The sequence below is a fragment of the Patiriisocius sp. Uisw_017 genome, assembly GCF_047731265.1.
Lineage (GTDB): Bacteria > Bacteroidota > Bacteroidia > Flavobacteriales > Flavobacteriaceae > Patiriisocius.
This window is the reverse complement of the sequence record NZ_CP159835.1, coordinates 3343713-3356709: the sequence shown is the minus strand read 5'-3', so window position 1 is coordinate 3356709 and position 12997 is coordinate 3343713. Positions and strand designations below refer to the sequence as shown.

The window sequence follows — 12997 nt, the reverse complement described above, 5'->3', positions numbered from 1 at the left end:
CTGTAATCGGCTCACAAGGTCGATACCGTCATAAAACTAAGGTGGTTATAGCGACGGGGCTCACCTCTTACCTTTCCGAACAGAGAAGTTAAGCCCGTTTGCGCCGATGGTACTGCACTCGTGGGAGAGTAGGTCGCCGCCTTCTTTAAGACTCAATTCATTTATTTGGATTGAGTCTTTTTTTATGGAATAAATCTAAACCAATACTAAGCTCCCAAGGGGCCGTGGTGGTACTTCGCTTTTTAGCGGAGTGTCGTTTCAATATCTAAGGCAACTGCTTTAAGAGGCAATTCATTTATTTGGATTGCCTCTTTTTTTATGGAATAAATCTAAACCAATACTACGCTCCCAAGAGGCCGTGGTGATACTCCGCTTTTTAACGGAGTGTTGTTTCAATATCTAAGGCAACTGCTTTAAGAGGCAATTCATTTATTTGGATTGCCTCTTTTTTTATGGAATAAATCTAAACCAATACTACGCTCCCAAGAGGCCGTGGTGGTACTCGGCTTTTTAGCGGAGTGTCGTTTCAATATCTAAGACAACTTCTTTAAGAGGCAATTCATTTATTTGGATTGCCTCTTTTTTTATGGAATAAATCTAAACCAATACTACGCTCCCAAGAGGCCGTGGTGGTACTGCGCTTTTTAGCGGAGTTTCGTTTCAATATCTAAGGCAACTACTTTAAGAGGCAATTCATTTATTTGGATTGCCTCTTTTTTTATGGAATAAATCTAAATCAATACTACGCTCCCAATAGGCCGTGGTGATACTCCGCTTTTTAACGGAGTGTCGTTTCAATATTTAAGGCAACTGCTTTAAGAGGCAATTCATTTATTTGGATTGCCTCTTTTTTTATGGAATATAATTAAATTAACCAGGCACGAGAGGGTCATTTTGTGCATCTTGTCTAAAAGGGGTGAGATTTTAGAATCAGGCAAAAATATTTGCGAGTTTAAATAGAAATATATCTATGTTTCTAACTCCTCTGAATTGCGCTCTAAAAGCTTTGATTTTAGCATTAAATGATTCTGTTGACGAGTTTGTACTTCTATTGTCAAAGAAGTTGAGTCTGTTTTGATAATGTATAGACATTGTTCTTACAATTGTATTAAAACTCTTGAACTCCGCATTTCTCAACCTGTCATGACATTTTGCTAGTCGGATTAAAGCTGAAGTGTCATCTTTTGTATCATTAAATATCCAAAATAAATTCTGACATAGATTGGATGTTTTTTTTAAATCGGAATAGTGTTCAAATACTATCTCTACTCGTTCTATTTGATTATCGGTCTATTTAGAGCTTTATTTTTAGAGTAAATGTCTGCTTCTGGCAAGATGTTGTTCGAGTGTGTCTCCATTTGATAGTTGCTTTGGGGTATATTTTAATTTTTTATTTTGGTCATTTTCTAGAGCATCATTATCAGTACCTACTGCACCCTATCTATGTTTAATTCTAATTTTTTGAAGCTTTTCGAGCGAAAGTTTTTCAACGTAAAACTTATTTGTGATCTGCATTGTTTTTCGGAACATTTTTTTGCAATGATATTCGTTGAATTTACTTTGTCTTAAGTGATTTATATACCTTTTGCTCTTCTTTTTGTTGGTATTTTAGGTAGTTGGTCTATGATCGGTTCTATTTAAGTGCCCGAAAATACGCCTACAATACTTCTTTCTAACTTTAAGGTCTCTTGTTTTTTATTATTGTATAGCATTACCGTTTGGATCTTATCGTTTAGATATAGTCTGCAAATTTTTTTAACACCAACATTATAAAATCTGCCTCTGGTATGGCAATCTGAAGTCTTAGTATTTGCTAATTTCTTTTAAAAAAGCAGCGAACTTGGTGGTCATTCGTGTTCCCCATACCACTAAATTTTATTCGTTCTGTACACCTTATTTATTTGTCTTATCCAAACATCGATCCCGTTTTATTTGTAACTAAAAAGTATTTCATGTTAGTATTAAAAATTATATATCATATACTTGTGTATCTATATCGCTATTGAAATACGTTTTAAATCTTCTTTCGGGTTGGTATTATGCTCTTTAGAATAGAGATGCTTGACTTTACCGTCTTAAGGTTCTTAGCTAAATAGAAGTGATTGATTAAAAATTCTGGAAGCATAGGTTTGAGTAGTTCTAGATAATTGTCCAAAGTGTTTTTACTACAAAAATCTAAATACTACTTCTATATTTATACACACTTAACTTTTGAGATTGACCCCTGTTTTCTTCCCTGTGATTTCTCTATATTCAAGATAATTTGTTTGGAACAAGACTCAGTATTGGAGTAAATAGCTGCTGTTAAAAGTTTATTAAATGTTTTATATTAAAATTGTGAATTTGGTTGCTTTTATTTTTGTTTGTTAAAGTATTTTTTAGTTAATTTACAGTTAATTAATTACAGACTTTAAACTTCTAACATTTAAACATTTTTTTATGAAATTATCAAAATTACTAACTCTTTTATTTTTTGCAGGAATTCTCTTTTCTTGTCAAAAAGAAGAAGAAGTCATACAGAATGACGCAGCGAATGATTTAGTCGAATTGGCTTCTGACTTATCAATTTATGCCAGAACACCATTTGGTTTATATAAGGGTGTATCATCAACAGCAGATGCACTAAATAGAGGTGTAACTGAAATTAAAATTTTAAATGAGCAGAGATCTTCAGCGACGATAACTTATTTAAACGGTGATGTTGAATTTTTTAAAGGATTTGCACTTCCTAGTGAAGGTAATAACTCCTTTGATCTACTTTTTCAATCACCAAACAATTCTTTTAATTTTACAGTAGGATTGGACGGTAAAAGTCCGACTACAACCAACGTAACGACAGATTCTAAGCCTTCTTTTATTGCTCTTGCAAAAGAAGAGGTGCGTGGTGCTGTTGTGCCACTTACGGGGTCTTTTAGTTCTAATGCACAGAGTGACCAACCTGCAAGTGGTACTTGGAGTGTTATATTTGCTACAGGTGATGGAGAAGGCGATGACACAGATATTACCACACAGGTAATTTTTAATTTAGTAGATTATGGATCTGTAACTGGAAACTTTCAAATTGGGTGTCTTCCAGCTGGAAATACAACTACTTGTACAATAGGAGGAGCCTATACAGCAGTAGCAACTGATCTTAGTTGGGATGGAACGCATATCTATACGAATCTTGGAGATTGTTCTTCCTCTTCGGGAACTTGGGCTGCATTAAGTGCTGGTAATGTTGAACTTTCCGGATCATTTATTACAGACACGCAATGTGTGCCTCCTGTAAACGATTTATGTGCTGATGCATTGCCAATATTATGTGATGACTCTTTTGCAGTTTCTACAGATCTAGCAACAAATACCGATGCAGGAGTAAGTTGTGGAGCAAATGCAAACGCAGGAATCTGGTATGTTTATACAGACTCAGGATCTGTTAATGACATTGAAGTATCTTTAGCAGGATCCACTTTTGATACGACACTTAATGTGTATACAGGAACTTGTGATGCGCTCGTTTGTTTAGCAGGTAATGATGACGCAAACGGGGTTCTTACTTCTGAAGTAACATTCCAAGAAATCGGAGATGGTACGACAGAATACTTTATTTATGCAAGTGCTTTTGGCGCAACAGCATCAGGAACTCTTTTTGTAAGTGTTACTTGTTTACCACCAGCAGGAGGAGCACCTGGAGATACCTTTGATGATCCATTATCATTAAGCCCTAGTTCAGAAGGTACAGGTTGTGCTGTTAATAATGTTATAGTAGACTTAAATGATACAACTAATGGAGGATTTAGTGATAGTCCATATGATTCGAATTGTGGTGGCCTTACAGATATTTTCTACGAAGTAGTTACAACAACATCTGGATTATTGGCAACAAGTGGTTTAGGAAACCCAACAATTACCGCATACGATCTAACGGGCACAGAATTATCTTGTGTAGCATCTTTTGGTTCATTAGCTTTATCAGGATGGACGGTAGGAGATATTATTATTATTCAAGTAGCAGCTGCAGCCATTGAGGTAGGATTCTGTCTTGAGGCCTTTACCATTCCATTACCAACTTTAGTGCCTTGTGGTGTTGATTTTGTAGATATAGGAGGAAATCCAGGACCTTACGATGATGTTCAATTAGGAATTGATCAAACGTATCTTGTAGATGCAGGATCTGGTAATTTTGTATTTATGGAATTCTCTGAATTTGATCTCGAAGGTGGATGGGATTATATGCGTTTTTATGATGGTATCGATACAAGTGCAAGTCAAATAGTAGTATCTGTAGGTGGTGCATTAGTTAGTACTGCTAACGGTAATAATGGATTTACAGGTACAAGTCTTTTAAATGATCAAATTGTATCGTCTGGACAATACCTTACCATCGTATTCCAATCAGATACTTGGAACAATGGTGATGAAGGATGGGTTGCTTCTGTAACGTGTGACCCTATAAGTTTTACTGATGGTAATGTTGGAGTGTCAAGAGGACAACAACAAACCGGTCCAGGTCTTGTAAATACGCCAGCAACACAAAGTGTAATTAATGCAAAATTAGGAATTGATAGTTCTGTAAAGAATAAAAAATAATTCTTATCTTCACATTATGGAGTGATATTTCATAATGATATAAAAAGACCACCGATTATATATCATAATCGGTGGTTTTTTTTATTGTAATTTTTAAAATTTATTATATGACAAGACGTATAAAAAAGACACTCAGTTTAATTGTTTTGATGTTTTTTGCTATGTGCCTTCAAAGTCAAGTATTGTTTGAACAACACGCAATAAGCCTAGGATTAGAGTACGTAGCTACGTCAAGATCAGGAATTTCGTTTTGTGATTTTGATGATGATGGTTGGGACGATATTACGGTACCTAGTAATACAGGAGAAGCGGTTCGGTTTTTTAAGAATGTGGAAGGTTCTTTCGAAGAAATATTTTTTGATATTGTTGATCCATTATATCGAACCAGACAGGTAGTTTGGATAGACTTTGATAATGATGGTGATAAAGATTTATTTGTTACAAGTCAATTTGAATTTAATGCGCTATATGAGAATGACAATTTTGTGTTTACCAATATAACCGCGAGTGCAGGATTGCCTTTAGATATTATAGCTACTGATGGAGGTTCTTGGGGAGACTATGATAATGACGGGGATTTGGATTTGTTTCTTGCAAATAGAGACCCTTTCTTTCTAACTCCAAATATGCTATATCGAAATAATGGGGATAAAACATTTACTAATGTTAATATAGCATCTGGTATTGGAAATCATAGTACATTGTGTTTTCAAGGAACTTTTTTTGATTATAATAATGATGGTTTTCTGGATTTGTATTTAATCAATGATAGAACAATTACAGCCAATATTTTGTATCGTAATAATGGAGATAGTACGTTTGCAGATGTTAGCGAGTCATCAGGAACAAACTACGTTATGGATGCTATGTCTGTGGCTTTAGAGGATTATAATAGCGATGGTTATACAGATGTATATATCTCTAATATTTATGACGTCAACCGTGTAATATTAGGAAACGTCTTAATGGAGAACAACGGCGATGGTACATTTACCAATAGGGCAATGGAAACAGGCACTCAATTTTTTGATTTTTCTTGGGGAGCTAGCTGGCTAGATGGAGACAATGACGGTAAGCTAGATTTATATGTTAGTGGATCAAACAATGAGAATATTTTAGAAAACAATTCTGCAGCGTTTTTTTATCAAAATGAAGATGACTTCTCTATCATCTCAGACAGTGGTTTTGAAAACGACTTAGCCTTCTCTTTTGGCAACGCGACAGGCGATTTTAATAACGATGGTTTTTCAGATATTATAGTATTAAATCAGGCTCCTTATAATTCTTTTGTATTTGAAAATAGAACAAGTGAGATCTCTAGTAACAATTGGTTAAGAGTAAAATTACAGGGTGTTGAAAGTAATCGAGATGCCTATGGTGCTAAGATAGAAATAGGAACTTCATTGGGTGTTCAATATAGGTATCGTGCAAGTATAGAAAGTTTTTTGAGTCAAAATTCAGATACGGAAGTTTTTGGGTTAAACAGCGCAACCAATATAGATTATATTAAAGTAACATGGCCAAGCGGCCAAGAGGATCTTTTTGAAGATATAGCTGTTAACGACACATTACTGCTCATTGAAGGCGAAGAACTTTTAAGAACCGCACCAGAACTTGCTCTTATTGAATTAGAATTTTTTCCAAATCCAGTCTATGATATGTTGACAGTGCAATTACCATTGACAGAAACTAGAGGAGTATTGAGCTTATATGACGTGCTGGGGAATAAATTAAAATCAGAAGAATTATCGGCGACTACTACACAAATTTCGTTACAAACATTACCAACCGGAATGTATCTGGCTGTTTATACCTCTGACACTACAAGTACAACAAAGAAAATAATGAAATTATGAAGGATGCATCCAGGAAATTAGTAGTGTACACCATTATATTGATGATGGGTATATCTATTTCTGAAGCGCAAGTTTTATTTGAAGAAAGTGCCACTTCTTTAGGTCTTACTTTTACAAATAATGTATTTGAGGGTAATGGTATTTCTTTTTGTGATTTTAACAATGACGGTTGGGACGATATCACAGTGGGAGGGAATCCTTTTGATGAACTTTTCTTTTATCAAAATATAAATGGCATATTTACTCTTATAAATGTGGATATTTAGCATCCTGTTGTCCCTGTAAAAAGTTTGGTTTGGATAGATTATGATGGGGATAAAGATTTGTTTGTAGCGAGTGCATAAGGTGGAAATAGCTTGTATCTAAATAACGATGGTGCCTTTATTAATGTTACAGAAGCAGCGAGTCTTCCAGTATTAAATATCAAAACAAATACAGGGTCTTGGGGAGATTATGATAATAATGGTGATTTAGATTTATTTTTAGCAAATAAAGATTTAGATCAAATCATTCCCAACATGTTGTATAGAAATAATGGTAATGGAACATTTACTAATGTTAATGCTGCGTCTGGGATAGGAGATCAAAGTACAATATGTTTTCAAGGTACTTTCTTTGATTATGATAATACGGTTGGTTGGACATCTACTTAATCAATGACCGTTTTCCAACAAACAATATTTTATATCATAATAATAGTGATGGAACTTTTACTGATGTTAGCGCAGCTTCAGGAACAAACTTTTTTATGGACGCAATGTCTACTGCTTTTGATGATTATAATGCTGATGGATTTACAGATATATACATAACCAATACATTTAATTCAGCTCAGGCTATTATGGCAATGTATTGATGAAAAATAAGGGTGATGGAACATTTACTGATGTAGCCGGCCCGGCAGTTGTTTCTTTTGGAAGTGTGGGTTGGGGAGCTAGTTTTTTTGACGCCGATAATGATGGTCGTTTAGATTTGTATGTTAGTGGTAGTAATGATAACAAGGCTGGAGCTAACGACTCCGCAGCTTTTTATCATTAAAATGATGATGAAACGTTTACCTCAATTGAAGATAGCGGTTTTGAAACAGACTTGGCGGATTCATACGGAAATGCTAGTGGCGATTATAATAATGATGGTTTTCCAGAAGTTATAGTTGCCAATCAAGACCCTTACAATATATTTCTATTTAAAAATAACTCAAACACATTAAATCAAAACAATTACTTAAAAGTTAATCTGGAAGGTGTGGAGAGTAATCGTGGCGGCTACGTTCTAAACTTGAAATTAGTGTGACCGTAATGAAGCAACGCCATCAGTAGAGACTGCAAAGAATATCGCAGATGTTTTTGATGTATCCCTTGATTAATTGGTAGGAGAAGTTTTAAAACCTTTTTTTGATAAAAGGACAATAGAACGTCTTGAAGATTTTGAGCTGCTAACAGAGGGTGACAAAAGCCATTTATTTGCCTTATTAAATGCGTTTCTTCGTGATGCTAAAACTAAAAAGCCACGTGCACAAAATTGATTACAAAAAACTAGCACAACAACTCTCACAGCTAGAAAATATTGAAGAGATAAGCCCCGAACTACTTAACGGACTTTTAAATGCATATCAAGAGCTATCGGTAGATTACTATAAACACAATAATAATGTTGATACGCTAAAAGGCTTGATGATAGCTAAAGAAATGTATCAAGTTAATTTTGAAGAAATTCTTGCCGCTATTACTGGAAAATAACAATACCTGTAAAGTATGTTTCTAAAATCAATCAACTATTATAAAACTAAAAAGCAAAGCTGATAAATCAACCTTGCTTTTAATCAATAACTCTAATTTTCAAATATCTTCCCAATTGCCTCATTATCTGGCGAATCCCATTTATGGGACACGTTATTATAAAATGACCGCAGAGGTTGCACTGCGTCAGATGGTACCTCTAAGCATATAATAGTTATCGAAGCATTTAGTGCTGGATCTCGAGATTATAGTTTAGATATTACTTGTGCTGCTGGAATAGCTGACATTACAAATGTTGAAAGAGCAGCTTCTAATAAAGGAGATATTACCCCACTTAAATTGCAGAAAAAACTTGATGATATGAAACGTTTATCAAATAAATAAGATGTAATTATAATTTTAATTAAATATTTTATTTAACCATCTTGCTCTTGCAAAGCGGTTTTTTTAAGATGTATAATTATAAAAACACTATAATTAGTTCAAGCTTTTCTTAACCTACGACCTTATATTAAGAGAATATTAAGAACACTAAAAACACTAATTTCTTTTGATGGGATTGTATTTATTTCTGGTAACATTTAAAATATGGTGGTTGCTAGTAAAACAGTACTATTAAAAGCTATAAGCAAAGAGAGATGCTTTACCCCTTTTGCTTCTAATAGAAGTACCACGGCTGGTTTCGCAAATACACAAAGAAATAGTCTTTTGTATTTTTTTTAAATATCAATATGAGTCTTATAGATTGTTTAATATCAAATGATTTAAGCTTGTAATTTCCAAAGGGATTGTTTAAGTTCCCACCTTGGTTTCTTCAGAACTACCGTTACTCCTAAGACACTAAAGCTATCTAGTAACGTTTTAGATGCGTGTATTTAACGTAGCAGAAGATCATAACAAAACAAGACGTTGTGTTGCGATACCCATCCCTAAAAAAACTATTTTGGACCGTCTGTTTTGTATCGTATTATAGTATATACGCCAGTAGAAAACCTAAAATAATAGTAAGGAGCTTCGCTAAATTAAACTTATGATCCCTACTACTTTCAAATAATATCGTGGTAGAAACGTGAAGAAAAATACCAATGACCAAGGCATTAATTTTTGTTAATACGTCTGGCGCTATTAAAGAATTGCTAGCAATAAACGCACCTATAGGGGTCATAAGAGCGAATAAAACTAAAAATATAATGGTAGTGGATCGTTTATAGCCGGCTTTTATAAAGAAAAGAGATAAAATCATCGCAATAGGCAACTTATGAATAAGGACTCCTATAAACATAGAATGATTATCTGCTATTGGAAAGCCTTCCAAACCTGCATGTAAAGATAGGCTTAGGAATAAGAGTAACGGAAATCGCTTGGTTTCTGAATGAATATGAACGTGTCCATGTTCTGCGCCCTTACTAAAAAATTCTAAACAAATTTGTAAGAGAATCCCAAGAACTATATATACTCCTATTTCTTTAGAAGGAATGGTATATACTTCGGGGAGTAATTCGAATAGCGTAATTGCCAATAAAAACGCGCCGCTAAAAGCTAATAGTAATGATAAATATTTAAATTCTTTACCATTTAAAGCATAGGCAACAAACAAACCTGCAAATACCGTTAGTATTAGTATTATGTATGTCATTTCTTAAATATCAATATAAGTCTTGGTGATTGTTTACTATCAAATGGTTCCAGCTTGTAATTTCCAAAGGTAGTATATAAGTTCACTTTTGCCTCTTCAAAGTAGGTTTTAAAATCTTGTAAGGTCAATGCTTTTACTTTTTCGGTGAAGCTATATTCTTGATTTTCAGCAGTAAAATTGATGTGTTTATAAATGTAACCATCCTTAATTTCTCTTTGGATTTTAAAGTTAATTCCTGCTACGTGTTTGTCTTCTGTTTTAACTAAGTTTTTTACTACATAGTTGGTATTTAAAAAATCAATCACACCAAATCCATCTTCTTTCAAAGCTTCTTTAATCGCTATAACGGTGTTAATGTTGTCTTTTTCAGTTTCGAAATAACCAAAACTGGTAAATAAATTAAATATGGCATCAAATTTATCAGGGTACGGCGTGCACATATCGTGTATTTCAAAACTAAGGTTTTTAGTTTCAGACTTTTTTGCTTCGGCAATACTCAATGGCGAAAGGTCTGCCCCAGTAACGCGATAGCCCAGCGTGGCTAGAAACTTAGAATGCCGGCCTTTACCACAGGCTAAATCTAGAATTTTAGCATTCTGCTTCAGTTTTAAATATGCGGTAAGTGATTGCATAAATATGCCTCCTTCGGTATAATCTCTGTCCTTATACAATAGATGGTAATATGGACTGTTGAACCAAGAGGCAAACCAACTAGTATCTTCTTTTTGCATATTTCGAATTAAGGTGCTAAAATACTGTATTTTTGTGCCCTTGTAAAGTACCGAGTACGATATTTAACAGCGTATTTTAAATTAGAGAGGTTTCTACCTTCACAACATATAATATGGCAGAAAATTTTAAAATGGTCGCGAAGACACTCTTCGGAATGGAAGACCTTTTAGCAGAAGAACTTAGAAATTTAGGCGCTTCAGCAATAGAAATAGGAGTGAGGAATGTTTCTTTTGAAGGCGATACTGGTTTTATGTACAAAGCCAATCTATGCTGCAGAACCGCAATAAAAATTTTGAAGCCCATAACAGGGTTCAATGTTTTTAAAGAAGAAGATCTGTATAAAAAAATCTATGCGATTCCTTGGGAAAATTATATGAATTCTAAGGGGAGTTTAGCGGTAGATGCGACCGTTTTTTCGAAATACTTCACACACTCTCAATACATCGCTTTAAAAACTAAGGATGCCATAGTAGATAGGTTTCGTGATAAAGAAGGTGTGCGGCCAGATGTGGACCTAGATCACCCCACCTTGCGAATAAATGTTCATATTGATCGCAATATTTGCACCATTTCTTTAGATAGTTCTGGTCAATCTTTACATAAAAGAGGGTATAAAGTCGCAAATACCTTGGCCCCTATAAACGAGGTGCTTGCTGCGGGAATGATTTTAAAGACCGGTTGGTCTGGGCAATGTGATTTTCTTGATCCAATGTGTGGTGGTGGAACTATAGTAGCAGAAGCTGCTATGATAGCGTGTAATATCCCAGCAAATTTAAATAAAGATGAATTTGGTTTTGAAACTTGGCCAGATTTTGATGTTGATCTATATGAAACGATTGAAGATGCTGCTTTAAAGAAAATTAGAGAGTTTCATTTTAAAATTCGTGGATTTGATAGGGACCGCATTAGTTTAAAAAAAGCACAAGAAAATATCGCTGCAGCCAATCTATCTGAATTTATAACACTAGAACATCAAGACTTTTTTGAGTCTGCTAAACTAGAAGAGAAGCCACTGTTTATTGTGTTTAATCCTCCTTATGATGAGCGTATTGCCATAGATGATATTGAACAATTTTATGGGAACATAGGAAATACGTTGAAACGCAACTATGCAGATACACAAGCTTGGATGATTACTTCAAATTTAGAGGCTTTAAAATATGTGGGGTTACGTCCTTCTAGAAAGGTCAAACTCTTTAATGGGAAATTAGAGAGTAGATTTGTAAAATATGAAATATATGCAGGCAGTAAAAAAGCCAGTAAGCAATAATTATTTGCTAAAGAGCGGGATTAAATACGAAATTGAATACCCATATCCTACGCCAAATTCACTAAAATCGTTTGTGGTATTAAATCCTGGGATAAAGAGATTGTCAAAATTTTCTGGCCTATCTTCTGCTACTAAATGTTTTAGTTGCAGGTTTAATGAGAGGTAAAGGTTGTTGAATAATTCAGCTTTGATTCCTACCATCACTTCTGCCCAATGCGCTGTAAGGCCATTGAATTCCTGAGGATCAACAACAAAACTAGGAGGGAAGGTTTGGTTTGTATTGTAAATATTGTAGGCTAGGAGTTCTTGCGAAAAAGATGCTACACCATACCTAAGTCCAATAATAACTGCATTATTTACGCCAAGCCAGTTTTTATATACATTGACATCTCCTCCAATTTTTAAGTAACTACCCTTGGTTCGTGCGTTTAGGTTTGCCTCTAAATAATCTTTCTCTTCATTTCCAATTTCACCAGCAATATATAGTTTCTTTGTGAGTCTAAAGTCTGCAACAATTTCAAATCCTGTGTATCCATCCTCTAAAAGTGAACGAAGTGGTTTTGCTAAATCTAACCCAGCTCTCAGACCGTATTGGTTTTTTACCACAATAGTATCTTGCGGACTTTCATCCTGACTGTATGATAGTTGTGATATAAAGCAACTACTAATGAAAAATAGTAATATGTGTAACGTCTTCATTTACAACGGCTGAGTTTGTTATTACTATGTTTGATATCCAGTTTGCAGAGCCTTCATCGGGTCTAGAGGCATCTAATAAATCAAAGGTAGTTGTAAAGGAACAAGCACGATTTATATATACATCCTGTCTTTTTGAATAGGTAATTGTCATATAATCTGTATTGGGAGCATTGCTAAAGTTAGTCGTCATTGCCAATTGGATTTCGCTTAAATCTGGGGACAGTGGTATAGCGACTAGGGTATCCCCACTGGCACTAAATAAAAGTTCTGTCGGCTCAATATTGGTCAAGGAAATTCTTAAGTTCGGTACTGCTTTTACCGCTGTGATGTTCGCTTTATCTCTAAATAAAATGATTGTTTTAGGAGTTGTTGGGCTTCCTTCAGGGCATATATCATCTTTTGTGCAGCCCGAAATAAAAAATAGGATGACAGAGGTGATTGAAACTAACACAACTAGATATAATGAATTGTTTTTAAACATTCTTAAGCAGCC

At 34.6% G+C, this 12997-nt stretch carries 14 protein-coding genes and 1 rRNA gene; 10 read left to right on the top strand and 5 right to left on the bottom strand.

The window, feature by feature from the left end:
• Positions 1-37: 37 nt before the first annotated feature.
• Positions 38-145 (top strand): 5S ribosomal RNA (gene rrf / locus ABXT67_RS15220).
• A 785-nt stretch (positions 146-930) separates the two neighbouring features.
• Here rrf and ABXT67_RS15215 read toward each other — a convergent pair.
• Complete coding sequence (locus ABXT67_RS15215; RefSeq protein ID WP_415377010.1) at positions 931-1278, bottom strand: transposase; 348 nt, start codon at positions 1276-1278, stop codon at positions 931-933.
• Positions 1279-2439: 1161 nt separating this feature from the next.
• Here ABXT67_RS15215 and ABXT67_RS15210 point away from each other — a divergent pair.
• The 8 genes from ABXT67_RS15210 to ABXT67_RS15175 all read left to right on the top strand — a co-directional run bounded on the left by ABXT67_RS15210 (position 2440) and on the right by ABXT67_RS15175 (position 8167).
• Positions 2440-4572: a hypothetical protein gene (locus tag ABXT67_RS15210; RefSeq protein ID WP_415374887.1), complete on the top strand. Its 2133-nt coding sequence runs from the start codon at positions 2440-2442 to the stop codon at positions 4570-4572.
• Between the two features lie 107 nt (positions 4573-4679).
• Positions 4680-6428, top strand: a complete 1749-nt coding sequence (locus ABXT67_RS15205; protein WP_415374886.1) for an FG-GAP-like repeat-containing protein — start codon at positions 4680-4682, stop codon at positions 6426-6428.
• Positions 6425-6694 (top strand): hypothetical protein, encoded by a 270-nt coding sequence (locus tag ABXT67_RS15200; protein ID WP_415374885.1) that lies wholly within the window; start codon positions 6425-6427, stop codon positions 6692-6694. The genes ABXT67_RS15205 and ABXT67_RS15200 overlap by 4 nt, the downstream gene beginning before the upstream one ends.
• A gap of 90 nt (positions 6695-6784) precedes the next feature.
• Positions 6785-7081 (top strand): FG-GAP repeat domain-containing protein, encoded by a 297-nt coding sequence (locus ABXT67_RS15195; protein ID WP_415374884.1) that lies wholly within the window; start codon positions 6785-6787, stop codon positions 7079-7081.
• Complete coding sequence (locus ABXT67_RS15190) at positions 7066-7284, top strand: FG-GAP repeat domain-containing protein (protein WP_415374883.1); 219 nt, start codon at positions 7066-7068, stop codon at positions 7282-7284. Before ABXT67_RS15195 ends, ABXT67_RS15190 begins: the two co-directional genes overlap by 16 nt.
• Positions 7284-7466, top strand: a complete 183-nt coding sequence (locus ABXT67_RS15185) for an FG-GAP repeat domain-containing protein (RefSeq protein WP_415374882.1) — start codon at positions 7284-7286, stop codon at positions 7464-7466. Before ABXT67_RS15190 ends, ABXT67_RS15185 begins: the two co-directional genes overlap by 1 nt.
• A 51-nt stretch (positions 7467-7517) precedes the next feature.
• Positions 7518-7721, top strand: a complete 204-nt coding sequence (locus tag ABXT67_RS15180) for a hypothetical protein (protein WP_415374881.1) — start codon at positions 7518-7520, stop codon at positions 7719-7721.
• 197 nt (positions 7722-7918) lie between these two features.
• Complete coding sequence (locus ABXT67_RS15175; protein ID WP_415374880.1) at positions 7919-8167, top strand: hypothetical protein; 249 nt, start codon at positions 7919-7921, stop codon at positions 8165-8167.
• 967 nt (positions 8168-9134) lie between these two features.
• On the opposite strand, the gene ABXT67_RS15170 is transcribed toward ABXT67_RS15175, so the two are convergent.
• Both ABXT67_RS15170 and ABXT67_RS15165 read right to left on the bottom strand, forming a co-directional pair.
• A complete protein-coding gene (locus ABXT67_RS15170; RefSeq protein ID WP_415374879.1) occupies positions 9135-9803 on the bottom strand; it encodes a ZIP family metal transporter in 669 nt (222 codons plus the stop codon).
• Positions 9800-10534 (bottom strand): class I SAM-dependent methyltransferase, encoded by a 735-nt coding sequence (locus ABXT67_RS15165; protein WP_415374878.1) that lies wholly within the window; start codon positions 10532-10534, stop codon positions 9800-9802. The genes ABXT67_RS15170 and ABXT67_RS15165 overlap by 4 nt, the downstream gene beginning before the upstream one ends.
• Positions 10535-10647: 113 nt before the next feature.
• Here ABXT67_RS15165 and ABXT67_RS15160 point away from each other — a divergent pair, with 113 nt between their 5' ends.
• The gene (locus tag ABXT67_RS15160; protein WP_415374877.1) at positions 10648-11805 is read left to right on the top strand and encodes a THUMP domain-containing class I SAM-dependent RNA methyltransferase; all 1158 of its coding nucleotides are present in this window, start codon (positions 10648-10650) and stop codon (positions 11803-11805) included.
• On the opposite strand, the gene ABXT67_RS15155 is transcribed toward ABXT67_RS15160, so the two are convergent.
• Both ABXT67_RS15155 and ABXT67_RS15150 read right to left on the bottom strand, forming a co-directional pair.
• Positions 11806-12504, bottom strand: coding sequence for a DUF6048 family protein (locus ABXT67_RS15155; protein ID WP_415374876.1), 699 nt, complete (start codon positions 12502-12504; stop codon positions 11806-11808). It abuts the gene before it with no gap.
• Positions 12470-12985 carry a DUF6452 family protein gene (locus tag ABXT67_RS15150; protein ID WP_415374875.1) on the bottom strand — a complete coding sequence of 172 codons (516 nt, stop codon included), beginning with the start codon at positions 12983-12985 and terminating at the stop codon, positions 12470-12472. The genes ABXT67_RS15155 and ABXT67_RS15150 overlap by 35 nt, the downstream gene beginning before the upstream one ends.
• Positions 12986-12997: the final 12 nt, after the last annotated feature.

Bases quoted from the DNA above. Each gene is read 5' to 3' on its own strand.
- ABXT67_RS15205 (WP_415374886.1), top strand. From the start codon at position 4,680: ATGACAAGACGTATAAAAAAGACACTCAGTTTAATTGTTTTGATGTTT.
- ABXT67_RS15185 (WP_415374882.1), top strand. From the start codon at position 7,284: ATGAAAAATAAGGGTGATGGAACATTTACTGATGTAGCCGGCCCGGCA.
- ABXT67_RS15165 (WP_415374878.1), bottom strand. From the start codon at position 10,534: ATGCAAAAAGAAGATACTAGTTGGTTTGCCTCTTGGTTCAACAGTCCA.
- ABXT67_RS15150 (WP_415374875.1), bottom strand. From the start codon at position 12,985: ATGTTTAAAAACAATTCATTATATCTAGTTGTGTTAGTTTCAATCACC.
- ABXT67_RS15160 (WP_415374877.1), top strand. From the start codon at position 10,648: ATGGCAGAAAATTTTAAAATGGTCGCGAAGACACTCTTCGGAATGGAA.
- ABXT67_RS15170 (WP_415374879.1), bottom strand. From the start codon at position 9,803: ATGACATACATAATACTAATACTAACGGTATTTGCAGGTTTGTTTGTT.
- ABXT67_RS15175 (WP_415374880.1), top strand. From the start codon at position 7,919: ATGCTAAAACTAAAAAGCCACGTGCACAAAATTGATTACAAAAAACTA.
- ABXT67_RS15155 (WP_415374876.1), bottom strand. From the start codon at position 12,504: ATGAAGACGTTACACATATTACTATTTTTCATTAGTAGTTGCTTTATA.
- ABXT67_RS15210 (WP_415374887.1), top strand. From the start codon at position 2,440: ATGAAATTATCAAAATTACTAACTCTTTTATTTTTTGCAGGAATTCTC.
- ABXT67_RS15200 (WP_415374885.1), top strand. From the start codon at position 6,425: ATGAAGGATGCATCCAGGAAATTAGTAGTGTACACCATTATATTGATG.